22 protein-coding genes and 4 tRNA genes are annotated in these 24,024 nt (G+C 54.9%); all 26 read left to right on the top strand.

The features are described from left to right. Positions 1-189: 189 nt before the first annotated feature. The 26 genes from birA to rpsS all read left to right on the top strand — a co-directional run bounded on the left by birA (position 190) and on the right by rpsS (position 24,017). Positions 190-1,152 carry a bifunctional biotin--[acetyl-CoA-carboxylase] ligase/biotin operon repressor BirA gene (birA, locus tag Q8K09_RS18625; protein WP_305256472.1) on the top strand — a complete coding sequence of 321 codons (963 nt, stop codon included), beginning with the start codon at positions 190-192 and terminating at the stop codon, positions 1,150-1,152. Next, the gene (locus Q8K09_RS18620) at positions 1,142-1,888 is read left to right on the top strand and encodes a pantothenate kinase (RefSeq protein ID WP_305256471.1); all 747 of its coding nucleotides are present in this window, start codon (positions 1,142-1,144) and stop codon (positions 1,886-1,888) included. The genes birA and Q8K09_RS18620 overlap by 11 nt, the downstream gene beginning before the upstream one ends. Positions 1,889-1,896: 8 nt before the next feature. Then, positions 1,897-2,571, top strand: coding sequence for an SPOR domain-containing protein (locus Q8K09_RS18615; RefSeq protein WP_305256469.1), 675 nt, complete (start codon positions 1,897-1,899; stop codon positions 2,569-2,571). 143 nt (positions 2,572-2,714) lie between these two features. Beyond that, a tRNA-Tyr gene (locus Q8K09_RS18610) sits at positions 2,715-2,799 on the top strand. Positions 2,800-2,823: 24 nt separating this feature from the next. Continuing rightward, a tRNA-Gly gene (locus tag Q8K09_RS18605) sits at positions 2,824-2,897 on the top strand. 26 nt (positions 2,898-2,923) lie between these two features. Further along, positions 2,924-2,999 (top strand) — tRNA-Thr (locus Q8K09_RS18600). 84 nt (positions 3,000-3,083) lie between these two features. Further along, positions 3,084-4,277, top strand: a complete 1,194-nt coding sequence (tuf, locus tag Q8K09_RS18595; protein ID WP_305256468.1) for an elongation factor Tu — start codon at positions 3,084-3,086, stop codon at positions 4,275-4,277. A 54-nt stretch (positions 4,278-4,331) separates the two neighbouring features. Then, a tRNA-Trp gene (locus tag Q8K09_RS18590) sits at positions 4,332-4,407 on the top strand. A 42-nt stretch (positions 4,408-4,449) separates the two neighbouring features. Continuing rightward, positions 4,450-4,818, top strand: a complete 369-nt coding sequence (secE, locus tag Q8K09_RS18585) for a preprotein translocase subunit SecE (protein WP_305256467.1) — start codon at positions 4,450-4,452, stop codon at positions 4,816-4,818. A gap of 9 nt (positions 4,819-4,827) precedes the next feature. Further along, entirely contained in the window at positions 4,828-5,361 is a 534-nt protein-coding gene (gene nusG / locus Q8K09_RS18580) for a transcription termination/antitermination protein NusG (protein WP_305256466.1), read from the top strand. A 116-nt stretch (positions 5,362-5,477) separates the two neighbouring features. Continuing rightward, positions 5,478-5,909 carry a 50S ribosomal protein L11 gene (gene rplK / locus Q8K09_RS18575; RefSeq protein WP_305256465.1) on the top strand — a complete coding sequence of 144 codons (432 nt, stop codon included), beginning with the start codon at positions 5,478-5,480 and terminating at the stop codon, positions 5,907-5,909. Further along, complete coding sequence (gene rplA / locus Q8K09_RS18570; protein WP_305256464.1) at positions 5,909-6,604, top strand: 50S ribosomal protein L1; 696 nt, start codon at positions 5,909-5,911, stop codon at positions 6,602-6,604. Before rplK ends, rplA begins: the two co-directional genes overlap by 1 nt. Before the next feature lie 213 nt (positions 6,605-6,817). Continuing rightward, on the top strand, positions 6,818-7,318 hold the full coding sequence (gene rplJ / locus Q8K09_RS18565) for a 50S ribosomal protein L10 (protein ID WP_305256462.1): 501 nt from the start codon (positions 6,818-6,820) through the stop codon (positions 7,316-7,318). Positions 7,319-7,399: 81 nt separating this feature from the next. Then, positions 7,400-7,765, top strand: a complete 366-nt coding sequence (gene rplL, locus Q8K09_RS18560) for a 50S ribosomal protein L7/L12 (protein WP_305256461.1) — start codon at positions 7,400-7,402, stop codon at positions 7,763-7,765. Between the two features lie 223 nt (positions 7,766-7,988). Then, complete coding sequence (rpoB, locus tag Q8K09_RS18555) at positions 7,989-12,062, top strand: DNA-directed RNA polymerase subunit beta (RefSeq protein ID WP_305256460.1); 4,074 nt, start codon at positions 7,989-7,991, stop codon at positions 12,060-12,062. A gap of 64 nt (positions 12,063-12,126) precedes the next feature. Further along, the gene (gene rpoC, locus Q8K09_RS18550) at positions 12,127-16,326 is read left to right on the top strand and encodes a DNA-directed RNA polymerase subunit beta' (RefSeq protein WP_305256459.1); all 4,200 of its coding nucleotides are present in this window, start codon (positions 12,127-12,129) and stop codon (positions 16,324-16,326) included. A gap of 157 nt (positions 16,327-16,483) precedes the next feature. After that, a complete protein-coding gene (rpsL, locus tag Q8K09_RS18545) occupies positions 16,484-16,855 on the top strand; it encodes a 30S ribosomal protein S12 (RefSeq protein ID WP_003186084.1) in 372 nt (123 codons plus the stop codon). Positions 16,856-16,973: 118 nt separating this feature from the next. Further along, entirely contained in the window at positions 16,974-17,444 is a 471-nt protein-coding gene (gene rpsG, locus Q8K09_RS18540; protein ID WP_305256458.1) for a 30S ribosomal protein S7, read from the top strand. Positions 17,445-17,474: 30 nt separating this feature from the next. Continuing rightward, complete coding sequence (gene fusA, locus Q8K09_RS18535) at positions 17,475-19,580, top strand: elongation factor G (RefSeq protein WP_305256457.1); 2,106 nt, start codon at positions 17,475-17,477, stop codon at positions 19,578-19,580. 30 nt (positions 19,581-19,610) lie between these two features. After that, positions 19,611-20,804, top strand: coding sequence for an elongation factor Tu (gene tuf / locus Q8K09_RS18530; protein WP_305256456.1), 1,194 nt, complete (start codon positions 19,611-19,613; stop codon positions 20,802-20,804). 140 nt (positions 20,805-20,944) lie between these two features. Then, positions 20,945-21,256 carry a 30S ribosomal protein S10 gene (rpsJ, locus tag Q8K09_RS18525; RefSeq protein ID WP_010486970.1) on the top strand — a complete coding sequence of 104 codons (312 nt, stop codon included), beginning with the start codon at positions 20,945-20,947 and terminating at the stop codon, positions 21,254-21,256. 83 nt (positions 21,257-21,339) lie between these two features. Then, the gene (gene rplC, locus Q8K09_RS18520; RefSeq protein WP_305256455.1) at positions 21,340-21,975 is read left to right on the top strand and encodes a 50S ribosomal protein L3; all 636 of its coding nucleotides are present in this window, start codon (positions 21,340-21,342) and stop codon (positions 21,973-21,975) included. A 12-nt stretch (positions 21,976-21,987) separates the two neighbouring features. Then, on the top strand, positions 21,988-22,590 hold the full coding sequence (gene rplD / locus Q8K09_RS18515) for a 50S ribosomal protein L4 (protein WP_305256454.1): 603 nt from the start codon (positions 21,988-21,990) through the stop codon (positions 22,588-22,590). Beyond that, the gene (gene rplW / locus Q8K09_RS18510) at positions 22,587-22,886 is read left to right on the top strand and encodes a 50S ribosomal protein L23 (RefSeq protein ID WP_305256453.1); all 300 of its coding nucleotides are present in this window, start codon (positions 22,587-22,589) and stop codon (positions 22,884-22,886) included. Before rplD ends, rplW begins: the two co-directional genes overlap by 4 nt. 14 nt (positions 22,887-22,900) lie before the next feature. Continuing rightward, positions 22,901-23,725 (top strand): 50S ribosomal protein L2, encoded by an 825-nt coding sequence (gene rplB / locus Q8K09_RS18505; protein ID WP_305256452.1) that lies wholly within the window; start codon positions 22,901-22,903, stop codon positions 23,723-23,725. Positions 23,726-23,741: 16 nt separating this feature from the next. Then, on the top strand, positions 23,742-24,017 hold the full coding sequence (gene rpsS / locus Q8K09_RS18500; RefSeq protein WP_234229346.1) for a 30S ribosomal protein S19: 276 nt from the start codon (positions 23,742-23,744) through the stop codon (positions 24,015-24,017). Positions 24,018-24,024: the final 7 nt, after the last annotated feature.

The following is a 24,024-nucleotide window of genomic DNA, read 5'->3' as shown; positions in this document are numbered from 1 at the left end:
ATCGCCGATGGTAGTGTGGGGTTTCCCCATGTGAGAGTAGGTCATCGTCAAGCTTGTATTTCAAACCCCCCATCTGCGTGAGCAGGTGGGGGGTTTGTCTTTGCACCGCAGAAAAGATCGTGCGTAGCAATGTAGGCAACCTACAGGTGTGCCGTTATGATGCGTCCCTTGTCGCTAGGTGAGGTCGCTATGTTGCCATTACTAAGGCTCCTGCAGGATGGGCGTTTTCATTCTGGGGAAGCGTTGGGTGCTGTCCTGGGCGTGAGCCGCTCTGCTATTTGGAAGCAATTACAAGTTCTGGAGGCTGAACTCGGCTTGCCGGTTCACAAGGTTCGCGGTCGAGGCTATCGGCTAGAAAGCCCTTTTCTATTGCTGGATGAGCAAGCGTTGGTAAATAGCGAGTATTGCCACAGTTGGCCTGTCAGTATTTTGCAGTCAGTAGACTCGACTAATGCCGAAGTTTTTCGCCGTTTGGCCAGGGGCCACATTCCTCCTTTTATTGTACTGGCGGAACGACAAGTTGCGGGTCGTGGCCGTAGGGGGCGCAACTGGGTAAGCCCCTTCGGTGAGAATCTCTATTACAGCTTGGCTATTCAGATAAATGGTGGAATGCGTCAGCTGGAGGGGTTGAGTCTTACAGTGGGCTTGGCATTGTTGCGTGCGCTCCAGGCATCCGGGATGGTGGGGGCTGGATTGAAGTGGCCGAATGACGTTTTGGTGAGCGGTAGCAAGATAGCGGGCATCCTCTTGGAGCTGACTGGCGATCCTGCAGATGTGTGTCATGTTGTGATAGGTATTGGCGTTAACGTGAACATGCTTGCCAATAAGGCTACGATTGATCAGTCGTGGACTTCCATGCGCGCTGAGTTGGGGCACGTGGTAGATCGGAACATATTTATCCGTGAGCTCAACCGTCAGCTGTCCCAGTATCTCGGTGTTCATCAGGAGCAAGGGTTTTCGGCATTGCGGGATGAGTGGCAAGATAGTCATTTGTGGCAAGGGCTGGAAGTGACACTAACGGCAGGTACGGAGCCAGTTAAAGGCGTGGTGTTGGGGGTTGATCAGGTAGGTGCTATTCGTTTGTGTGTTGCTGGCGTCGAGGAAAGCTACAGTGGTGGAGAGCTCGGGTTGAGGTTACATGATGATTCTTGAGCTCGATTGCGGTAACAGCTTTATAAAATGGCGGATCGTTAGCAAAACTGACTCCACTACTATCTTTGGTGGTGTGGTGGGTAGCGATGAAGAGCTTGTGAGCGCCGTTCAGCAGCAAAAGGTCAGGTTGTTCGCTTGTCGTTTAGTGAGTGTGCGATCGGATGAAGAAACAACCCAACTTGTTAAGGCCCTGAGACGAGCATTTTCTGTGGAGAGTGTTTGCGCGCATCCGGCGTTGGAGCTGGCTGGCGTGCGCAATGGGTATGAGCAGTACGAGCGACTTGGGCTTGACCGGTGGTTGGCTATGGTTGGTGCTTACCACCAGTCCCGCCGAGCCTGCTTGGTTCTCGATCTAGGTACAGCAGTCACTTCGGATTTTGTTGATGCTGATGGTCAGCACCTTGGGGGTTTCATCTGCCCAGGTGTACCGTTAATGCGTAGTCAATTGCGAACGCATACTCGGCGAACGCGTTATGACGACCAGCTTGCCGGGATAGCTATGCGGAGCTTGGTTCCTGGGCGTTCAACGGCTGAGGCGGTTGAACGGGGTTGCCTGCTCATGCTGCAGGGGTTTGTGCGTACGCAGCTGGATATTGCACAAAGCAATTTGGGGGATGATTTTCAAGTCTTTCTAACTGGAGGCGACGCTTCTCTGGTGTCAGGCGTGGCGCCTAATGCGCAAGTGGCCCCTGATCTGGTTTTTATCGGTTTGGCTGTTGCTTGTCCGTTGAGTTGAGGTATTGCATGCGCTGGGTTTTTTTATTGTTGTTCGTCTTGAATGTTTTTTATTACGTATGGCATCAACAGCAGTCACCTTTGCGGCCAAAAGAAGTTGCCCCGCTGATATCTGCTCAAGACAGCAAGCATGACATTCACTTGTTGAGTGAGTCTGGTCGGCATGCTTCGCCAGGGCGCACGGCTATTGACGGTGCCGATACGGCCCTCTGCCTCTACCTGGCTGGCTTTGAGTTGGCGGCTGCGGCTGCAGCTGTTGAGCAGCGCCTGCTCAGTCTTGACATCCGTGCCCACGTGCAACCCATAGATACTGCGGCGGAAGTTGATTACTGGGTTTATTTACCTCCGCTGGCATCTCGCCAGGCTTCGCTGCGGCAGTTGAAAGAATTGCAGGCGAGAAAAATAGACAGCTACATCATTACCCAGGGAGATTTGGCCAACGGTATATCGCTGGGGATATTTCCCCGCGAGGATTCGGCGAAGAGCGTTATGCAACGACTGGGTGATGCGGGTTACGAGTCGAAGCTGCGGGAGTTACCGCGCGCTCATCGAAGTTATCGGGTGCGCATCGCTCCCGAGAGTCGTCGGTTGGTCAGTGATACGCTTTTGCAGACCTTGGCTAATGACTTTAAAGGGTTGCGGCATCAAATAATGCCGTGCGGAAGCATTGCATCGCCTCTCTAAATTGAATAGAATGGCGCCCGCTTAGCAAGGTAGCCTTTGTTTATAGCCATGCGGAGTTATTGTTAATGCAGCTAAGCTCAGGTTTTTAATGAGAAATTGCTTGACAGTAAGGGGTGTTCTGAAGAGAATGCCGCGTGTTGTCTGGAGGGATTCCCGAGCGGCCAAAGGGATCAGACTGTAAATCTGACGTCATCGACTTCGAAGGTTCGAATCCTTCTCCCTCCACCAGATTTAGCATGAGCTGCAAGCTCTGCGGGTATAGTTCAGTGGCAGAACCTCAGCCTTCCAAGCTGATGATGCGGGTTCGATTCCCGCTACCCGCTCCATGTTTGTTGTGATTGCGACGTGTAATGCTCATGTAGCTCAGCTGGTAGAGCACACCCTTGGTAAGGGTGAGGTCAGCGGTTCGAGTCCGCTCATGAGCTCCATTCAACAAAGGCAGATATGAAAATATCTGCCTTTGTCTTAATGGTGGTATGGCTTGCTCAATTCTTCAATTGGAGACAGTCGAGATGGCTAAAGAGAAGTTTGAACGTAACAAGCCTCATGTGAACGTAGGCACTATTGGCCACGTTGACCATGGCAAGACTACCCTTACAGCGGCCTTGACCAAGGTTTGTGCCGATGCGTGGGGTGGCTCTGCGCGCGACTTCTCTCAGATCGATAATGCGCCTGAAGAAAAGGCTCGTGGTATTACCATTAACACTTCTCATGTCGAGTACGATTCCTCTGTTCGTCATTACGCGCATGTGGACTGTCCAGGTCATGCTGATTATGTGAAGAACATGATCACTGGTGCTGCGCAGATGGATGGCGCGATTTTAGTTTGTTCCGCCGCCGATGGCCCGATGCCGCAAACTCGCGAGCACATTCTGCTTTCCCGTCAGGTGGGCGTTCCTTACATTGTTGTCTTCCTGAACAAGGCTGACATGGTGGATGACGCGGAGTTGCTGGAGTTGGTGGAGATGGAGGTTCGAGACCTGCTATCTGCCTATGACTTTCCGGGTGACGATACGCCTATTGTGATTGGTTCGGCGCTGATGGCGCTCAACGGTCAGGATGCAAATGAGATGGGTGTGACTGCGGTTCGCAAGCTCGTCGGTGTGCTGGACAGTTACATTCCAGAGCCTGTGCGTGCGATCGATAGACCGTTTCTGATGCCGATCGAGGATGTCTTCTCGATATCTGGTCGTGGGACGGTTGTGACCGGCAGGATTGAGCGTGGGATAGTCAAGATTCAGGAGGAGGTAGAGATTGTCGGTATACGTAATACCGCTAAGACGATCTGTACTGGTGTCGAGATGTTCCGCAAGCTTCTCGATGAGGGGCGTGCTGGAGAGAATTGCGGGATTTTGCTCCGTGGCACCAAGCGCGATGATGTAGAGCGTGGTCAGGTTTTGGCTAAGCCGGGCACTATAAAGCCGCATACAAGGTTTGAGGGTGAGGTGTACGTGCTGTCGAAGGAGGAGGGTGGTCGTCATACGCCGTTCTTTAAAGGTTATCGCCCGCAGTTCTATTTCCGCACAACCGACGTGACTGGCAATTGCGAGTTGCCTGAAGGTGTTGAGATGGTAATGCCGGGTGACAATGTGAAGATGGTCGTAACGCTGATCGCTCCGATTGCCATGGAAGATGGTTTGCGGTTTGCGATACGTGAAGGTGGTCGTACGGTAGGTGCAGGTGTAGTTGCTAAGATCATCGAGTAATCGGTTGATCTGTCTCTGTCGGGCCGGCATAATGGTCGGCCTGATTTCAGTTTTAGGTCAGTAGCTCAATTGGCAGAGCGGCGGTCTCCAAAACCGCAGGTTGGGGGTTCGATTCCCTCCTGACCTGCCATTTTCTAACGAATTTGGCGTGTCTTCTCACAGGATCCTCGTAATGAATGTTAAGGCTGAAGCCAAAGATTCGCGCTTTGATCTGCTCAAGTGGATTGTGGTATCCGCTTTTGTAGTGGTGGGTGTGGTTGGTAATCAGTACTTCTCTGCTGAGCCAATCCTGTACCGTGTCTTGGCCTTGCTTGTGCTGGCGTTGGTTGCTGGCTTTGTAGCGCTACAGACAACCAAGGGTCAGGCTGTTTTTGAGCTGGCTAAAGAAGCGCGCATTGAAATTCGTAAGGTCGTTTGGCCAACCCGTCAAGAGACCACGCAGACCACATTGATTGTCGTGGCTGTTGTTTTGGTAATGGCTCTGCTGTTGTGGGGTCTAGATGCCCTGCTGGGTTGGCTTGTTTCGTTTGTAGTCGGCTAAAGGTGTCCCGTGGCTAAGCGTTGGTACGTCGTGCATGCTTACTCGGGTTACGAGAAGCATGTGATGCGTTCGTTGATCGAGCGTGTAAAGCTCGCCGGAATGGAAGATGGTTTCGGTGAGATCCTAGTCCCTACTGAAGAAGTAGTGGAAATGCGCAATGGCCAGAAGCGTAAGAGCGAACGCAAGTTCTTTCCAGGCTACGTGCTTGTGCAGATGGATATGAATGAAGGGACTTGGCACTTAGTCAAGGATACCCCTCGCGTGATGGGCTTTATCGGTGGTACTGCCGACAAGCCAGCAGCAATTTCCGATAAGGAAGCTGATGCCATTTTGCGTCGGGTTGCTGATAGTGGCGATAAGCCTAAGCCTAAAACGCTGTTCGAGCCTGGCGAAATGGTCCGTGTTGTCGACGGTCCTTTTGCGGACTTCACTGGCGTTGTCGAAGAAGTGAATTACGATAAAAGCCGTATCCAAGTGGCAGTGACTATTTTTGGTCGCTCCACTCCGGTCGAGCTGGAGTTTAGCCAGGTCGAGAAGGCGTAACTAACACAAGTATCCCCTACCCCGCAGCCATAGGCTGTGGGGTTTTTTCGTCACTGGGATTAATGCGTAAACACCGGGGAGCCGTAAGGCGCTAGAACCCGTATTTGGAGTAGCTCATGGCTAAGAAGATAACGGCTTATATCAAGCTGCAAGTAAAGGCTGCACAGGCTAACCCGAGCCCACCAGTAGGTCCGGCATTGGGTCAGCATGGCGTGAATATCATGGAGTTTTGTAAGGCGTTCAACGCTCGGACTCAGGGGCAAGAACCTGGTCTGCCAACTCCGGTAATCATCACTGTTTACAGCGACCGTAGCTTTACGTTCGAAACCAAGAGTACTCCGGCAGCCGTGCTGCTGAAGAAAGCTGCTGGCATTACCAGCGGTTCAGCTCGCCCGAACACCGTTAAGGTTGGCACTGTGACCCGTGCTCAGCTGGAAGAGATCGTCAAGACTAAACAGGCTGATCTGACTTCTGCTGATATGGATGCAGCCGTGCGTACTATCGCCGGTTCTGCTCGTAGCATGGGCCTCAACGTGGAGGGTGTGTAATGTCCAAGCTGACTAAACGTCAAAAGGCAATTGCTGAGAAAATTGAAGCCGGTAAGGCTTATAACTTCGCTGATGCTGCTGCCCTGTTGTCGGCACTGTCGACTGTCAAGTTTTCCGAGTCTGTTGATGTAGCTGTGAATCTGGGCGTTGACCCGCGTAAATCCGATCAGGTCGTGCGTGGCGCAACTGTGCTGCCGAACGGTTCGGGCAAGAGCGTTCGCGTTGCGGTATTTACCCAGGGCCCTGCTGCTGAAGCTGCCTTGGCTGCTGGCGCTGATCGCGTTGGTATGGACGACTTGGCTGCCGAAATGAAAGGCGGCGACCTGAACTATGACGTAGTCATCGCATCTCCAGATGCCATGCGCGTTGTTGGTCAGCTCGGTCAGATTCTCGGCCCGCGCGGCCTGATGCCTAACCCGAAAGTCGGTACCGTTACCCCTGACGTAGCTACTGCCGTCAAGAATGCCAAAGCTGGTCAAATACGTTTCCGTACTGACAAGAACGGCATCATTCACGGTTCCGTGGGTAAGGTCGGCTTCGACGCCGAGAAGCTGAAGCAGAACGTTGAAGCGCTGATTTCCGACCTCAAGCGTCTGAAGCCGTCGACTTCCAAGGGTATCTACGTTAAGCGCGTGACCTTGAGCACTACCATGGGCCCAGGTCTGATCATCGATCAAGGCTCGCTCGACGCTTAATAATTGTGGCTGGCGCGAGTGATTGCGCCAGCTTATAAAATTGGGGTCCCTGCCTGGCGGGGGCTATCCAAGACCGTAGGTGGCGAAAGCCTTAAACCTGGTGAGTAATCTCCAGCAGCCTACGCAGATGGTGCTCCCGATTCTTACCGAATCAGACACCAAAACGCCGTCCAGTCTCGGTTGGACGAAACGGTAACATCCAGGAGTTAACCCGTGGCAATTAAACTCGAAGACAAAAAGGCCATCGTCGCTGAAGTCAACGAGGCTGCCAAAGCTGCCCTGTCCGCTGTCGTGGCTGATGCCCGTGGCGTGACCGTAGCTGCAATGACCGGACTCCGTAAAGAGGCCCGCGCATCTGGTGTGTACGTGAAAGTCGTGCGTAACACACTGCTGCGCCGCGCCGTTGAGGGCACCCAGTTTGAAGTGCTCAACGACGTGTTCAAAGGCCCGACCCTGATTGCGTTCTCCAATGAACATCCGGGCGCTGCTGCTCGTATCTTCAAGGATTTCGCCAAGGGTCAGGACAAGTTCGAGATCAAGGCAGCTGCGTTCGAGGGTCAGTTCCTCGCAGCCACTCAGATCGACGTACTGGCAACTCTGCCGACTTACAACGAAGCGATTTCTCAGCTGATGAGCGTGATGCAAGGCGTTACCAGCAAGTTCGTTCGTACTTTGGCGGCTGTTCGCGACCAGAAAGAAGCTGCAGCGGCCTAAGGCTCGCCGCATAGTCTTTCAATCTTATTTGTTTAATTTGATGGCCGCGAAGGCTGTCCCCCAATACAGGAATTTAGAGTCATGGCTCTGACCAACGAAGACATCATCAACGCCGTTTCCGACATGTCCGTGATGCAGGTTGTTGAACTGATCAAGGCAATGGAAGAGAAGTTCGGTGTTACTGCTGCTGCTGCTTCTGGCCCGGCCGCTGCCGTCGCCGCTGTAGTTGAAGAGCAGACCGAGTTCAACGTCGTGCTGCTGGAAGCTGGCGAGAAGAAAGTAAACGTGATCAAGGCTGTTCGTGAACTGACCGGCCTGGGTCTGAAAGAAGCCAAAGCAGTAGTTGATGGCGCTCCTGGCGTTGTTAAAGAAGGCGTTTCGAAGGACGAAGCTGCAGCTGCAGTGAAAGTCCTGGAAGAAGCTGGCGCTAAAGTCGAGCTCAAGTAAGCGACGACCTTGCGTCTACAGCCTGAGCGACTCGCTTAAGGCTGATGGCTGGTGGCTTTTGCCACCGGCCTTTTTCCGTTGTAGGTTGGCTATTCATTAGTCAACTTTCACTGGGAACAACCCACCCTGTACAGCGGTGGCGCAAACCAAAGGGTTTGCAAGAGTTTCTGGCTGCTCCCATCGGAGAGGCCAAATAAGCAGGTGACCAAGCTGGGGAACGCTGATGGCTTACTCATATACTGAGAAAAAACGTATCCGCAAGGACTTTAGCAAGTTGCCGGATGTTATGGATGTGCCTTATCTATTGGCCATTCAGCTGGATTCGTATCGCGAATTCCTGCAGGCGGGAGCGACCAAGGACCAGTTTCGTGACATCGGCCTGCATGCGGCCTTCAAGTCCGTTTTCCCGATCATCAGCTACTCCGGCAATGCGGCCTTGGAGTATGTTGGTTATCGCTTGGGCGATCCGGCATTTGACGTAAAAGAATGTGTGTTGCGCGGCGTGACATTCGCGGTGCCGTTGCGAGTAAAAGTGCGCCTGATCATTTTCGACAAAGAATCGTCGAATAAAGCGATCAAGGACATTAAAGAGCAGGAAGTGTACATGGGCGAAATTCCGCTCATGACTGAGAACGGTACCTTCGTTATCAACGGTACCGAGCGCGTTATCGTCTCCCAGTTGCACCGTTCGCCAGGCGTTTTCTTCGACCACGATCGTGGCAAGACCCACAGCTCTGGCAAGCTGCTTTACTCCGCTCGCATCATTCCGTATCGCGGTTCTTGGCTGGACTTCGAGTTCGATCCCAAGGACGCCGTGTTTGTTCGTATCGACCGTCGCCGCAAGTTGCCGGCCTCCGTCCTGTTGCGCGCGCTCGGTTACAGCACTGAAGAAGTGCTCGACGCCTTCTATGCCACCAACGTGTTCCATGTGACGGGCGAAACGCTCAACCTGGAACTGGTGCCGCATCGTCTTCGCGGTGAAATTGCTGTTCTCGACATCAAGGACGAGAAAGGCAAAATCATCGTTGAGCAAGGCCGTCGGATTACCGCGCGCCACATCAATCAGTTGGACAAGGCAGGCACTAAAGAGCTCGAAGTTCCGATCGATTACCTGATCGGTCGCACCAGCGCCAAAGCCATCGTCCATCCTGCAACTGGCGAGATCATTGCCGAGTGCAACACTGAGTTGAACGTCGAGATTCTGGCCAAAGTAGTCAAGGCTCAGGTCGTCCGTATCGAAACGCTTTACACCAACGATATCGATTGCGGTCCGTTCATCTCCGATACCCTGAAAATCGACAGTACTACCAATCAGTTGGAAGCGCTGGTCGAGATTTACCGCATGATGCGTCCCGGCGAGCCACCAACCAAGGATGCTGCCGAGACCCTGTTCAATAACCTGTTCTTCAGTCCTGAGCGTTACGACCTGTCGGCCGTTGGCCGGATGAAGTTCAACCGTCGTATCGGTCGTACCGAAATCGAAGGTTCGGGTGTGTTGTGCAAGGAAGACATCGTTGCGGTCCTCAAGACCCTGGTCGATATCCGTAACGGCAAGGGCATTGTCGATGACATCGACCACTTGGGTAACCGTCGCGTTCGTTGCGTAGGCGAGATGGCCGAGAACCAGTTCCGTGTGGGCCTGGTGCGTGTCGAGCGCGCGGTTAAAGAGCGTTTGTCGATGGCCGAAAGTGAAGGCCTGATGCCGCAGGATCTGATCAACGCCAAGCCGGTTGCGGCCGCGGTGAAAGAGTTCTTCGGTTCCAGCCAGCTTTCGCAGTTCATGGACCAGAACAACCCGCTTTCCGAGATTACCCACAAGCGCCGTGTTTCAGCTCTTGGCCCGGGCGGTCTAACCCGTGAGCGTGCTGGCTTCGAAGTCCGTGACGTACACCCGACCCATTACGGCCGTGTGTGCCCGATCGAAACGCCGGAAGGCCCGAACATCGGTCTGATCAACTCCCTGGCAGCCTATGCGCGCACTAACCAGTACGGTTTCCTCGAGAGCCCGTATCGTGTAGTGAACGACACCCTGGTGACTAACGAAATCGTTTTTCTCTCGGCTATCGAAGAGGCCGATCATGTGATCGCCCAGGCTTCGGCGACGATGAACGAGAAGGGTCAGTTGGTCGATGAGTTGGTGGCTGTGCGTCACCTCAACGAATTCACCGTTAAGGCGCCTGAAGACGTCACGCTGATGGACGTATCGCCCAAGCAGGTAGTTTCGGTTGCCGCTTCGCTGATCCCGTTCCTCGAGCACGACGACGCCAACCGTGCGTTGATGGGTTCGAACATGCAGCGTCAGGCCGTACCGACACTGCGTTGCGACAAGCCGCTGGTCGGCACCGGGATGGAGCGCAACGTAGCGCGCGACTCCGGTGTTTGCGTTGTGGCACGCCGTGGTGGTGTGATCGATTCGGTCGACGCTAGTCGCATCGTGGTACGGGTCAATAATGATGAAGTTGAGACTGGTGAAGCCGGTGTCGACATCTACAACCTGACCAAGTACACCCGCTCCAATCAGAACACCTGCATCAACCAGCGTCCGTTGGTGAGCAAGGGTGATCAGGTCGAGCGCAGCGACATCCTGGCTGACGGTCCGTCTACCGACATGGGTGAACTGGCGCTTGGCCAGAACATGCGCGTCGCGTTCATGCCGTGGAACGGCTACAACTTCGAAGACTCCATCCTCCTTTCGGAGCGTGTGGTTCAGGAAGACCGTTTCACCACCATCCACATTCAGGAACTGACCTGTGTGGCGCGTGACACCAAGCTTGGGCCGGAGGAGATCAGTTCCGACATCCCGAACGTCGGTGAGGCTGCACTGAACAAGCTGGACGAAGCCGGTATCGTTTACGTCGGTGCCGAAGTGGGTGCTGGCGACATTCTGGTCGGCAAGGTCACCCCGAAAGGCGAGACCCAGCTGACTCCGGAAGAGAAGCTGTTGCGTGCGATCTTCGGTGAAAAGGCGTCTGATGTTAAGGACACCTCCCTGCGCGTGCCAACCGGCACCAAGGGTACCGTTATCGATGTGCAGGTCTTCACCCGCGACGGCGTTGAGCGTGATGCTCGTGCCCTGTCGATCGAGAAGAGCCAGCTCGACGAGATCCGTAAAGATCTCAACGAAGAGTTCCGCATCGTAGAAGGCGCAACCTTCGAGCGTCTGCGTGAGGCTCTACTCGGCAAGAAGGCCGATGGCGGCGCTGGCTTGAAGAAGGGCACAGAGATCACCGACGAGTTCCTCGACGGCCTCGAGCACGGTCAGTGGTTCAAGCTACGCATGGCCGAGGATGCACTGAACGAGCAGTTGGAAAAGGCTCAGGCCTATATTTCCGACCGCCGTCAGTTGCTCGACGACAAGTTTGAAGACAAGAAGCGCAAGCTGCAGCAGGGCGATGACCTGGCTCCGGGCGTGCTGAAGATCGTCAAGGTTTACCTGGCAATCCGTCGCCGCATTCAACCGGGCGACAAGATGGCTGGTCGTCACGGTAACAAGGGTGTGGTCTCGGTAATTATGCCGGTCGAAGACATGCCGCACGATGTGCATGGCACACCGGTCGACATCGTTCTCAACCCGTTGGGCGTACCGTCGCGGATGAACGTCGGGCAGATCCTCGAAACCCACCTAGGCCTCGCGGCCAAAGGCCTGGGCGAGAAGATCAACCGCATGCTCGAAGAGCAGCGCAAGGTCTCCGAGCTGCGCAAGTTCATGCAGCAGATCTACAACGAGATCGGCGGCCGTCAGGAAAATCTGGATGAACTGAGCGATCAGGAAATCCTCAACCTGGCGAAGAACCTGCGTGGCGGTGTGCCGATGGCCACTCCGGTGTTCGATGGTGCCAAGGAAAGCGAAATCAAGGCGATGCTCAAGCTGGCAGACCTGCCAGAAAGCGGCCAGATGCGCTTGATCGACGGCCGGACGGGTAACCAGTTCGAGCGTCCGACCACCGTTGGCTACATGTACATGCTGAAACTGAACCACCTGGTGGACGACAAGATGCACGCGCGTTCCACGGGTTCCTACAGTCTGGTTACTCAGCAGCCGCTGGGTGGTAAGGCGCAGTTCGGTGGTCAGCGCTTTGGTGAGATGGAGGTCTGGGCACTGGAAGCCTATGGCGCCGCCTACACCCTGCAGGAAATGCTGACCGTTAAGTCGGATGACGTGAACGGCCGTACCAAGATGTATAAAAACATCGTGGACGGTGATCACCGTATGGAGCCGGGCATGCCCGAGTCCTTCAACGTACTGATCAAAGAGATCCGTTCACTCGGTATCGACATCGATCTGGAAACCGAATAACACGTGACGCGAATCGAGAGCGGGGCCGTACGGCCCGCTCTCTGCTCCGCCAGGAGGAAAGGCCTTGAAAGACCTACTGAATTTGCTGAAAAACCAGGGTCAAGTCGAAGAGTTCGATGCCATTCGCATCCAACTTGCTTCGCCTGAGATGATCCGTTCGTGGTCGTTCGGTGAAGTTAAAAAACCGGAAACCATCAACTACCGTACGTTCAAGCCTGAGCGTGACGGCCTGTTCTGCGCCAAGATCTTTGGCCCGGTAAAGGATTACGAGTGCCTGTGCGGTAAGTACAAGCGCTTGAAGCATCGCGGCGTGATCTGCGAGAAGTGCGGCGTTGAAGTTGCACTGGCCAAGGTTCGTCGTGAGCGCATGGCGCACATCGAACTGGCTTCGCCGGTTGCCCACATCTGGTTCCTCAAGTCGCTGCCGAGCCGTATCGGTTTGCTGATGGACATGACCCTGCGTGATATCGAGCGCGTTCTCTACTTCGAGAGCTATGTCGTTATCGATCCTGGCATGACCACCCTTGAAAAAGGCCAGCTGCTGAACGACGAGCAGTACTTCGAAGCCCTCGAAGAGTTCGGTGATGACTTCGACGCCCGCATGGGTGCTGAAGCCGTTCGCGAACTGCTGCACGCGATCGACCTGGAGCACGAGATTGGCCGTCTGCGCGAAGAAATTCCGCAAACTAACTCGGAAACCAAGATCAAGAAGTTGTCCAAGCGTCTGAAGTTGATGGAGGCCTTCCTCGGCTCCGGCAACTTGCCTGAGTGGATGGTGTTGACCGTTCTGCCGGTTCTGCCGCCAGATCTGCGTCCGCTGGTTCCGCTCGACGGTGGCCGCTTCGCGACGTCGGATCTCAACGATCTGTATCGCCGCGTAATCAACCGTAACAACCGCCTCAAGCGCCTGCTCGATCTGTCCGCGCCGGACATCATCGTGCGTAACGAAAAGCGCATGTTGCAGGAAGCGGTCGACGCCCTGCTTGACAACGGCCGTCGCGGTCGCGCCATCACTGGCTCGAACAAGCGTCCGCTGAAATCCTTGGCTGACATGATCAAGGGTAAGCAAGGTCGTTTCCGTCAGAACTTGCTCGGTAAGCGCGTGGACTACTCCGGTCGTTCCGTTATTACCGTGGGCCCGACTCTGCGTCTGCACCAGTGCGGTCTGCCGAAGAAGATGGCTCTTGAGCTGTTCAAGCCGTTCATTTTCGGCAAGCTGGAAATGCGTGGTCTGGCGACCACCATCAAGGCCGCCAAGAAGATGGTCGAGCGCGAGCTGCCAGAGGTGTGGGACGTTCTCGCCGAAGTGATTCGCGAACACCCCGTGCTGCTCAACCGTGCACCCACCCTTCACCGTCTGGGCATCCAGGCGTTTGAACCGGTTCTGATCGAAGGTAAAGCGATTCAGCTGCACCCGCTGGTCTGCGCTGCGTACAACGCCGACTTCGACGGTGACCAGATGGCCGTGCACGTACCGCTGACACTGGAAGCCCAGCTGGAAGCGCGCGCACTGATGATGTCGACCAACAACATCCTGTCGCCTGCCAACGGTGAGCCAATCATCGTTCCTTCGCAGGACGTAGTGCTGGGTCTGTATTACATGACCCGCGAAGCGATCAACGCCAAGGGCGAAGGTCGCGTGTTTGCCGATTTGCAGGAAGTTGACCGGGTATTCCGCGGCGGCGAAGCTTCGCTGCACGCCAAGGTCAAGGTACGGATCAACGAGGTCATCCGTGACCGCGATGGCACGATAACCAAGAACACCCGCATCGTCGACACCACTGTCGGCCGTGCGCTGCTGTTCCAGATCGTGCCGGACGGCCTGTCGTATGACGTGGTCAACCACTCGATGAAGAAGAAGGCGATCTCCAAGCTGATCAACCAGTGCTACCGCACCGTTGGCTTGAAAGACACCGTCATCTTTGCCGACCAATTGATGTACACCGGTTTCGCTTATTCGACCATCTCCGGTGTGTCGATCGGTGTGAACGACTTTGTTATCCCGGATGAGAAAGCCAGCATCATTGATGCTGCTACCGAGGAAGTTAAAGAGATCGAATCGCAGTACGCCTCCGGCCTGGTAACCCAGGGCGAGAAGTACAACAAAGTGATCGACCTCTGGTCTAAGGCCAACGACGAAGTATCCAAGGCGATGATGGCCAACCTTTCGAAAGAGAAGGTCATTGATCGTCATGGCAACGAAGTCGAGCAAGAGTCCTTCAACTCCATGTACATGATGGCCGACTCCGGCGCGCGGGGTTCTGCTGCGCAGATCCGTCAGCTCGCTGGTATGCGCGGTCTGATGGCCAAGCCAGACGGCTCGATCATCGAAACGCCGATCACCGCGAACTTCCGTGAGGGTCTCAGCGTTCTGCAGTACTTCATCTCCACGCACGGTGCACGTAAGGGTCTTGCGGATACCGCATTGAAGACCGCTAACTCCGGTTATCTGACGCGTCGTCTGGTTGACGTGGCTCAGGATCTGGTCGTGACTGCAATCGATTGCGGCACCGAGCATGGCCTGCTGATGACGCCGCATATTGAAGGTGGTGACATCGTTGAGCCGCTGGGTGAGCGCGTACTGGGTCGAGTCATCGCCCGTGATGTGTTCAAACCAGGCACCGACGAGATTATTGTGCCTGCGGGCACTCTGGTCGACGAGCAGTGGGTCGAATTCATTGAGCTGAACAGTATCGACGAAGTTATCGTGCGTTCGCCGATCAGCTGTGAAACTCGCTACGGTATCTGTGCCAAGTGCTACGGTCGCGACCTGGCTCGTGGTCACCAGATCAACATCGGTGAAGCGGTCGGCGTTATCGCTGCCCAGTCGATCGGTGAGCCGGGTACCCAGCTGACCATGCGTACGTTCCACATCGGTGGTGCGGCAAGCCGGACGTCGGCAGCCGACAGCGTTCAGGTGAAGAACGGCGGCATGATTCGTCTGCACAACCTCAAGCACGTCGAGCGTCTCGACGGCAACCTGGTAGCGGTATCCCGCTCCGGCGAGCTGGCGATTGCAGATGAGTTTGGGCGCGAGCGCGAGCGCTACAAGCTGCCGTACGGTGCCGTGATTTCGGTGAAGGAAGGCGACAAGGTCGACGCTGGCGCAATCGTCGCCAAGTGGGACCCGCACACCCACCCGATCGTTACCGAAATGAAAGGTACCGTGACCTACGTGGGCATGGAAGAAGGCATCACCATCAAGCGTCAGACTGACGAATTGACGGGTTTGACCAACATCGAAGTCCTCGATCCGAAGGATCGTCCGGCTGCCGGCAAGGACATCCGTCCAGCTGTGAAGATGGTTGGTGTGGATGGTAAGGATCTGTTGCTGCCAGGTACCGATGTACCTGCCCAGTACTTCCTGCCAGCCAACGCCCTGGTGGGTGTGGCGAATGGTGTCCAGGTCGGTGTGGGTGATGTTATCGCTCGTATCCCGCAGGAAACCTCCAAGACTCGCGACATTACCGGTGGTCTGCCGCGTGTTGCCGACTTGTTCGAAGCGCGTCGTCCGAAAGAAGCCTCGATCCTGGCAGAAATCAGCGGCACCATCGCCTTCGGTAAAGAGACCAAGGGCAAGCGCCGCCTGGTCATTACTCCGAACGATGGCAGTGATCCGTACGAAGAGCTGATTCCGAAATGGCGCCACCTGAACGTGTTCGAAGGTGAGCAGGTCAACAAGGGTGAAGTTATCTCCGACGGTCCGAGCGACCCGCACGATATCCTGCGTCTGCTGGGTGTCAGTGCGCTGGCCAAGTACATCGTCAATGAGATCCAGGACGTGTACCGCCTGCAGGGCGTGAAGATCAACGATAAGCACATCGAAACCATCCTGCGCCAGATGCTGCGTAAGGTTGAAGTGGCAGAGTCGGGTGATTCCAATTTCATCAAAGGCGATCAGATGGAGCTGACTGCGGTGCTTGGCGAGAACGAGCGTCTGGCTGCAGCGGACAAGTTCATAGCCAAGTACACTCGTGTGCTGATGGGTATCACCAAGGCGTCTTTGTCCACCGAGTCGTTCATTTCGGCGGCATCGTTCCAGGAAACAACCCGTGTACTCACCGAGGCGGCCGTTACTGGCAAGCGCGACTTCCTGCGCGGCCTGAAAGAAAACGTGGTGGTGGGTCGTTTGATCCCGGCAGGTACCGGTTTGGCCTATCACGCCGAGCGTAAGCGTAAGCGTGAAGCCGACAAGCCAGTTCGTGTAAGCGCCAGTGAAGTGGAAGCTGCACTGACCGAAGCGTTGAACTCTAGCGGTAATTGAGTGTGCCGCCCGCATGCTTTCGCAGTCGGGCTGCAGCTTGACGGGGAGCGCGAGTCTCATTAGACTCATGCACCCCTAAATTTGGCAGGGCACGTGCCCTGCTAAATTGCTTTTGTTGAAAATAAATAGCGTCGAAAGACAACAGTGGAGCTAGTAGATGGCAACTATCAACCAGCTGGTACGTCAGCCGCGTAAGCGTATCGTCGAGAAATCCGACGTGCCTGCGCTGCAGAATTGCCCGCAACGTCGTGGCGTATGCACTCGCGTGTATACCACTACGCCGAAAAAACCGAACTCGGCACTGCGTAAAGTTTGCCGTGTGCGTCTCACCAACGGTTTCGAGGTTTCCTCGTACATCGGCGGTGAAGGCCACAACCTGCAAGAGCACAGCGTGGTACTGATCCGCGGCGGTCGCGTAAAAGACTTGCCAGGTGTGCGTTATCACACCGTTCGCGGTTCTTTGGATACTTCCGGCGTCAAGGGTCGTAACCAGGGTCGCTCGAAGTACGGTACCAAGCGTCCGAAGTAATCGGTGCTTGAGCTGAAACTGCAGTTTTCTATTTTTCTGAGTCGATAAGAGTAAGGTCGGGCGGCGCCCTTGTTGGGCAGTCTCGAGCTAACCTGAAGACCGTTTGAGGGCTTATCAAATGCCAAGACGTCGTGTAGCAGCCAAGCGCGAAGTGCTTGACGATCCAAAATACGGTAGCCAAATCCTGGCCAAGTTCATGAACCACGTGATGGAGAGCGGCAAGAAAGCCGTTGCCGAGCGTATCGTTTATGGCGCCCTGGATAAGGTTAAAGAGCGTAAGAACAGCGATCCCCTGGAAATCTTCGAGAAAGCTCTCGACGCCATCGCTCCGCTGGTCGAAGTGAAGTCGCGCCGTGTAGGCGGTGCTACTTACCAGGTTCCGGTCGAAGTTCGTCCGTCCCGTCGTAATGCTCTGGCCATGCGTTGGCTGGTAGATTTCGCCCGCAAGCGTGGCGAGAAATCCATGGCTCTGCGCTTAGCTGGCGAACTGATGGATGCAGCTGACGGCAAAGGTGCTGCAGTTAAGAAGCGTGAAGACGTGCACCGTATGGCTGAAGCCAACAAGGCCTTCTCGCACTACCGCTTCTAATTATTGCGCTTTTAAATTTGCGAGGGCTCTATGGCTCGTACTACACCGATTAACCGTTACCGTAACATCGGTATCGTTGCTCACGTGGACGCGGGTAAAACCACGACCACCGAGCGTGTGCTTTTCTACACGGGGAAAAGCCACAAGATGGGCGAAGTGCATGACGGCGCTGCTACCACCGACTGGATGGTGCAGGAGCAGGAGCGTGGTATTACCATCACTTCTGCTGCCATTACCGCCTTCTGGAAGGGCTCTGAGAAGCAGTACAAGGATGAGCATCGCTTCAACGTAATCGATACCCCCGGCCACGTTGACTTCACTATCGAAGTAGAGCGTTCGCTGCGTGTACTCGACGGCGCTGTCGTTGTGTTCTGCGGTACCTCGGGCGTTGAGCCTCAGTCGGAAACCGTATGGCGTCAGGCCAACAAATACGGTGTTCCGCGTCTTGTTTATGTCAACAAGATGGACCGTGCCGGTGCTGATTTCTTGCGCGTGATCGCTCAGATCAAGCAGCGCCTGGGTCACACTCCGGTGCCGATCCAGTTGGCTATCGGTTCCGAAGATAACTTCCAGGGTCAGATTGATCTGATCAACATGCAAGCTATCTACTGGAACGATGCTGACAAAGGCATGGTCCCTGTCCGTAAGGATATTCCAGCAGAGCTGCTGGAAGAGGCCGAGAAGTGGCGCGGTAACATGGTAGAGGCTGCGGCCGAAGCCAATGACGAGCTGATGAACAAGTACCTCGAAGGTGAAGAAATCACCATTGAGGAAATCAAGGGCGCCCTGCGTCAGCGTACTATCGCTGGTGAGATCGTTCTGGCTGTTTGCGGCTCTTCTTTCAAGAACAAGGGTGTTCCCCTGGTTCTCGATGCTGTTATCGACTTCCTGCCAGCGCCAACCGACATTCCTGCCATCAAGGGTACTGACCCGGATGACGAGGAAATTCAGCTGGAGCGTCATGCAGATGACAGCGAGCCGTTCTCGGCTCTAGCCTTCAAGATCGCTACTGACCCATTCGTGGGTACCCTGACCTTTGTCCGCGTATACTCGGGCGTGTTGAACTCCGGTGACGGCGTGATCAACTCGGTTAAGGGCAAAAAAGAGCGCGTGGGTCGTATGGTGCAAATGCACGCAAACGCCCGCGAAGAGATCAAGGAAGTGCGCGCTGGTGACATCGCGGCCCTGATCGGCATGAAGGACGTCACCACTGGTGAGACTCTGTGCAACGCTGACAAGCCAATCATCCTTGTTCGCATGGACTTCCCGGAGCCGGTTATTTCGGTTGCCGTAGAGCCTAAGACCAAGGACGACCAGGAAAAAATGGGTGTTGCTCTGGGCAAGCTTGCTCAGGAAGATCCATCTTTCCGCGTCAAGACTGATGAAGAGACTGGTCAGACGATCATCTCCGGTATGGGCGAGTTGCACCTGGATATCCTGGTCGACCGCATGCGCCGCGAGTTTAACGTCGAAGCCAACATCGGCAAGCCTCAGGTTTCCTATCGTGAGCGCATCACGAAGAGCTGTGAAATCGAAGGCAAGTTCGTTCGTCAGTCTGGTGGTCGTGGTCAGTTCGGTCACTGCTGGGTTCGCTTTGCTCCAGCTGATGAAGGCCAGGAAGGTCTGCAGTTCGTCAATGAGGTAGTGGGTGGTGTGATTCCGAAGGAATACATCCCGGCTATCCAGAAAGGCATCGAAGAGCAGATGAAGAACGGCGTTGTAGCCGGTTATCCGCTAATCGGTCTGAAGGCTACCGTGTTCGATGGTTCTTACCATGACGTCGACTCCAACGAGATGGCGTTCAAGGTGGCTGCTTCCATGGCAACCAAGCAACTGGCCCAGAAGGGCGGTGGTGAGTTGCTCGAGCCGATCATGGCGGTAGAGGTTGTTACGCCTGAAGACTATATGGGTGACGTGATGGGCGATCTTAACCGTCGTCGCGGCATGATCTTGGGTATGGAAGACACGGTCTCCGGCAAAGTAATTCGCGCCGAAGTTCCGTTGGGTGAGATGTTCGGTTATGCGACCGACGTCCGTTCCATGTCCCAGGGTCGCGCAAGCTACTCTATGGAATTCAAAAAATACAATACAGCTCCGTCGCACATCGTCGAATCTGTAACCAAAAAACAAGGCTGATTCAGTCCTTTAGGCAAGGAGTTAATTGTCGTGGCTAAAGAAAAATTTGAACGTAAAAAACCGCACGTCAACGTTGGCACCATCGGTCACGTCGACCATGGTAAAACCACGCTGACTGCTGCGTTGACCAAGGTGTGTGCCGAGGCTTTCGGTGGCGCCATTCGTGATTTCGCACAAATCGACAGCGCTCCGGAAGAAAAGGCTCGTGGTATCACGATCAATACTTCCCACGTTGAATACGATTCCAGCATCCGTCACTACGCTCACGTAGATTGCCCGGGCCACGCTGACTATGTGAAAAACATGATCACTGGTGCTGCGCAGATGGATGGCGCGATTCTGGTTTGCTCCGCTGCTGACGGCCCTATGCCGCAGACTCGCGAGCACATCCTGCTGTCCCGTCAGGTAGGCGTTCCTTACATCGTGGTCTTCCTGAACAAGGCTGACATGGTGGATGACGCTGAGCTGCTGGAACTGGTTGAGATGGAAGTGCGTGACCTGTTGTCGGCTTACGACTTCCCGGGCGACGATACTCCGATCGTGATCGGTTCGGCGTTGATGGCTTTGAACGGCCAGGACGACAACGAGATGGGTACCTCTGCCGTGCGTAAGCTGGTTGAGACTCTCGATACCTATATCCCGGATCCGGTGCGTGTTATCGACAAGCCGTTCCTGATGCCAGTTGAAGACGTATTCTCGATCTCTGGTCGCGGTACTGTTGTGACTGGTCGTATTGAGCGCGGTATCGTCAAGATCCAGGAAGAAGTCGAGATCGTTGGTCTGCGTGATACTGTCAAGACCATCTGTACTGGTGTTGAGATGTTCCGCAAGCTGCTCGACGAAGGTCGTGCTGGTGAGAACTGCGGTATCCTGCTGCGCGGCACCAAGCGTGACGACGTTGAGCGTGGCCAGGTTCTGGCCAAGCCGGGTTCGGTTAAGCCGCACACCAAGTTCGAAGCAGAAGTCTACGTGCTGAGCAAAGAAGAAGGCGGTCGTCACACTCCGTTCTTCAAAGGCTACCGCCCGCAGTTCTACTTCCGCACTACCGATGTAACTGGTAACTGCGAACTGCCGGAAGGCGTTGAAATGGTAATGCCGGGCGACAACGTGAAAATGGTTGTTACCCTGATCAAGTCGATCGCCATGGAAGATGGTCTGCGCTTCGCTATTCGCGAAGGTGGCCGTACCGTTGGTGCTGGCGTGGTTGCCAAGATCTTCGAGTAATCGATAGGTCTTAAAAAGCCCCCGCTTGCGGGGGCTTTTTTATTGGGTTGACACTCTGAGAGGGCGTCTATAGAATTGCGCCTCCTTTTAGCTGGTGTCTTGCACCCGCTGGGAATAGCAGCTTGGAATCTGAGGTCAAAATGCAAAACCAACAAATCCGTATTCGGTTGAAGGCTTTTGACCATCGCCTGATCGATCAATCAACCCAGGAAATCGTGGAAACCGCGAAACGTACTGGTGCTCAGGTGCGTGGTCCGATTCCTCTGCCAACTCGCAAAGAGCGGTTTACTGTTCTGACTTCACCGCACGTCAACAAAGACGCGCGTGATCAGTTCGAAATCCGTACTCATAAGCGCGTACTGGACATTGTCCAGCCAACGGATAAAACCGTTGATGCGTTGATGAAGCTTGATCTTGCGGCTGGCGTGGAAGTGCAGATCAGCCTCGGCTAAGACCGTTTAGGTTTTAGTCGTGTAACGCTCTGAAATGGGCGGCCATAGCGGGTGAAAGCCCCGTACACTCATGAGGTTACAACATGACTATTGGTGTAGTCGGTCGTAAGTGCGGTATGACCCGTATTTTCACCGAAGAAGGTGTCTCCATTCCGGTTACGGTCATTGAGATCGAGCCGAATCGCGTCACTCAGTTCAAAACCGAAGAGTCCGATGGCTATCGTGCAGTGCAAGTCACTGTCGGCGAGCGTCGTGCTTCCCGTGTTACCAAGGCGCAAGCCGGTCATTTCGCCAAGGCGAATGTCGCGGCGGGTCGTGGTGTTTGGGAGTTTCGTCTTGAAGAAGGCGACTACCAGGCTGGCGATCTGATCAGCGCTGAAATTTTCCAAGCTGGTCAACTGGTGGATGTCACCGGTCAGTCCAAGGGTAAAGGCTTTGCCGGTACCATCAAGCGTTGGAATTTCCGCGGCCAAGACAACACTCACGGTAACTCCGTGTCCCACCGTGTTCCGGGTTCTATTGGCCAGTGCCAAACTCCGGGTCGCGTCTTCAAGGGCAAGAAAATGTCCGGTCACATGGGTGCTGAGCGCGTGACTGTGCAGTCCCTGGAAGTAGTGCGCGTCGACGCTGAACGCAACCTGCTGTTGGTCAAGGGTGCCGTTCCTGGCGCTACTGGCGGCAACCTGGTTGTTCGTCCGGCAGCCAAGGCTCGCGGTTAAGGGGAAGCTGACATGCAATTAAATGTAAATGGCGCTCAAGCGATCGAAGTGTCCGAAGCGACATTCGGTGGCGATTATAACGAGACCCTGGTTCACCAAGCAGTCGTGGCCTACATGGCTGGCGGCCGTCAGGGTAGCAAGCAGCAGAAGACTCGTTCCGACGTATCTGGTGGCGGTAAGCGCCCATGGCGTCAGAAGGGCACTGGTCGTGCTCGTGCTGGTACCACTCGTGGCCCGATCTGGCGTGGCGGTGGTGTGACTTTCGCGGCCCGTCCGCAGAATCACGACCAGAAGCTGAACAAGAAGATGTATCGCGCTGCATTGCGGTCGATTCTTGCTGAGCTGGTACGCACCGATCGTCTGATCGTAGTTGAGGACTTCAGTGTTGAAGCGCCGAAAACTAAAGACCTGCTGAACAAACTGAATGGCATGGGTCTGACCGACGTTTTGATCGTGTCCGATGCTATTGACGAAAATCTGTACCTGGCTGCCCGTAACCTGCCACACGTCGATGTTCGTGACGTGCAGGGTTCCGATCCGGTCAGTCTGATCGCGTACGAAAAGGTGCTTGTCACCGTTTCTGCCGTGAAGAAATTCGAGGAGCTGCTGGGATGAACCAGGAACGCGTATTTAAAGTGCTGCTTGGCCCGCACGTCTCCGAGAAGGCAACACTTCTGGCTGATAAGAAAAGCCAATTCGTATTCAAGGTTGCAACTGATGCAACCAAGCTGGAAATCAAGAAGGCCGTCGAAAGCCTGTTCAGTGTGAATGTTGCTGCTGTTAATACCGTGAATGTTCTCGGTAAGAGCAAGCGCACCGCTCGCGGTCTGGGCAAGCGTAACGACTGGAAGAAGGCAGTTATTACCCTTCAGCCAGGCCAAGATCTCGATTTCGCCAGCAGTGCAGAGTAAGGGAGGGGAGCATCATGGCAATCGTTAAATGCAAACCGACTTCCCCTGGCCGCCGTTTTGTGGTCAAGGTGGTCAACCAGGAGCTGCATAAAGGCGCTCCTTACGCTCCGCTGCTCGAGAAGAAGTCGAAGACTGGCGGTCGTAACAACAACGGTCGGATCACTACCCGTCATATCGGTGGTGGCCACAAGCAGCATTATCGTCTGGTCGATTTCCGTCGCAACGACAAAGATGGCATTCCAGCCACTGTCGAGCGTATTGAATATGATCCGAACCGTACTGCGCACATTGCTCTGCTGTTGTACGCAGACGGTGAGCGTCGCTACATCATTGCCCCTAAAGGCGTGAGTGCTGGCGATCAGCTGATAGCTGGCATTATGGCTCCGATCAAGCCAGGCAACAGTCTGCAACTGCGCAACATTCCAGTTGGTAGCACTGTTCACGGTATCGAACTGAAGCCGGGCAAAGGTGCCCAGATCGCTCGTTCCGCTGGTGCTTCGGCTCAGCTGATTGCGCGTGAAGGTGTCTACGTGACCTTGCGTCTGCGTTCCGGTGAAATGCGTAAAGTACTGGCTGAGTGCCGTGCGACCTTGGGCGAAGTCTCGAACTCCGAGCATAGCCTGCGTTCGCTGGGTAAAGCTGGTGCCAAGCGCTGGCGTGGCGTTCGCCCAACCGTTCGTGGTGTTGCCATGAACCCGGTTGACCACCCACATGGTGGTGGTGAAGGTCGTACCTCTGGTGGTCGTCATCCGGTGTCTCCATGGGGCTTCCCGACGAAGGGCGCGAAGACTCGTGGTAACAAACGCACCGATAAAATGATCGTCCGTCGTCGCAAGTAAATAGAGGGATACGACAGTGCCACGTTCTCTGAAAAAAGGTCCTTTTATCGATCTTCACCTACTGAAGAAGATCGAAGTGGCGGTGGAAAAGAATGATCGCAAGCCGGTGAAAACCTGGTCGCGCCGTTCTATGATCCTGCCGCAAATGGTCGGTCTGACCATTGCTGTGCATAACGGTCGTCTGCATGTCCCAGTTCTCGTGAACGAAGACATGGTCGGCCACAAACTCGGCGAGTTTGCTGGTACCCGCACTTATCGTGGGCACGTAGCAGACAAGAAAGCCAAGCGTTAAGGGGTTA

Source organism: Pseudomonas sp. (assembly GCF_030683065.1).
Classification (GTDB): Bacteria; Pseudomonadota; Gammaproteobacteria; order Pseudomonadales; family Pseudomonadaceae; genus Aquipseudomonas.
This window is presented reverse-complemented; position numbering and strand designations above follow the sequence as displayed.

Coding starts and splice junctions, on each gene's coding strand:
- secE (WP_305256467.1), top strand. CDS start 4,450: ATGAATGTTAAGGCTGAAGCCAAAGATTCGCGCTTTGATCTGCTCAAG.
- rpsJ (WP_010486970.1), top strand. CDS start 20,945: ATGCAAAACCAACAAATCCGTATTCGGTTGAAGGCTTTTGACCATCGC.
- tuf (WP_305256468.1), top strand. CDS start 3,084: ATGGCTAAAGAGAAGTTTGAACGTAACAAGCCTCATGTGAACGTAGGC.
- fusA (WP_305256457.1), top strand. CDS start 17,475: ATGGCTCGTACTACACCGATTAACCGTTACCGTAACATCGGTATCGTT.
- rplK (WP_305256465.1), top strand. CDS start 5,478: ATGGCTAAGAAGATAACGGCTTATATCAAGCTGCAAGTAAAGGCTGCA.
- rpsG (WP_305256458.1), top strand. CDS start 16,974: ATGCCAAGACGTCGTGTAGCAGCCAAGCGCGAAGTGCTTGACGATCCA.
- rplB (WP_305256452.1), top strand. CDS start 22,901: ATGGCAATCGTTAAATGCAAACCGACTTCCCCTGGCCGCCGTTTTGTG.
- rplC (WP_305256455.1), top strand. CDS start 21,340: ATGACTATTGGTGTAGTCGGTCGTAAGTGCGGTATGACCCGTATTTTC.
- rplW (WP_305256453.1), top strand. CDS start 22,587: ATGAACCAGGAACGCGTATTTAAAGTGCTGCTTGGCCCGCACGTCTCC.
- rplL (WP_305256461.1), top strand. CDS start 7,400: ATGGCTCTGACCAACGAAGACATCATCAACGCCGTTTCCGACATGTCC.
- rpoB (WP_305256460.1), top strand. CDS start 7,989: ATGGCTTACTCATATACTGAGAAAAAACGTATCCGCAAGGACTTTAGC.
- rplA (WP_305256464.1), top strand. CDS start 5,909: ATGTCCAAGCTGACTAAACGTCAAAAGGCAATTGCTGAGAAAATTGAA.
- Q8K09_RS18615 (WP_305256469.1), top strand. CDS start 1,897: ATGCGCTGGGTTTTTTTATTGTTGTTCGTCTTGAATGTTTTTTATTAC.
- Q8K09_RS18620 (WP_305256471.1), top strand. CDS start 1,142: ATGATTCTTGAGCTCGATTGCGGTAACAGCTTTATAAAATGGCGGATC.
- rplD (WP_305256454.1), top strand. CDS start 21,988: ATGCAATTAAATGTAAATGGCGCTCAAGCGATCGAAGTGTCCGAAGCG.
- rpsL (WP_003186084.1), top strand. CDS start 16,484: ATGGCAACTATCAACCAGCTGGTACGTCAGCCGCGTAAGCGTATCGTC.
- birA (WP_305256472.1), top strand. CDS start 190: ATGTTGCCATTACTAAGGCTCCTGCAGGATGGGCGTTTTCATTCTGGG.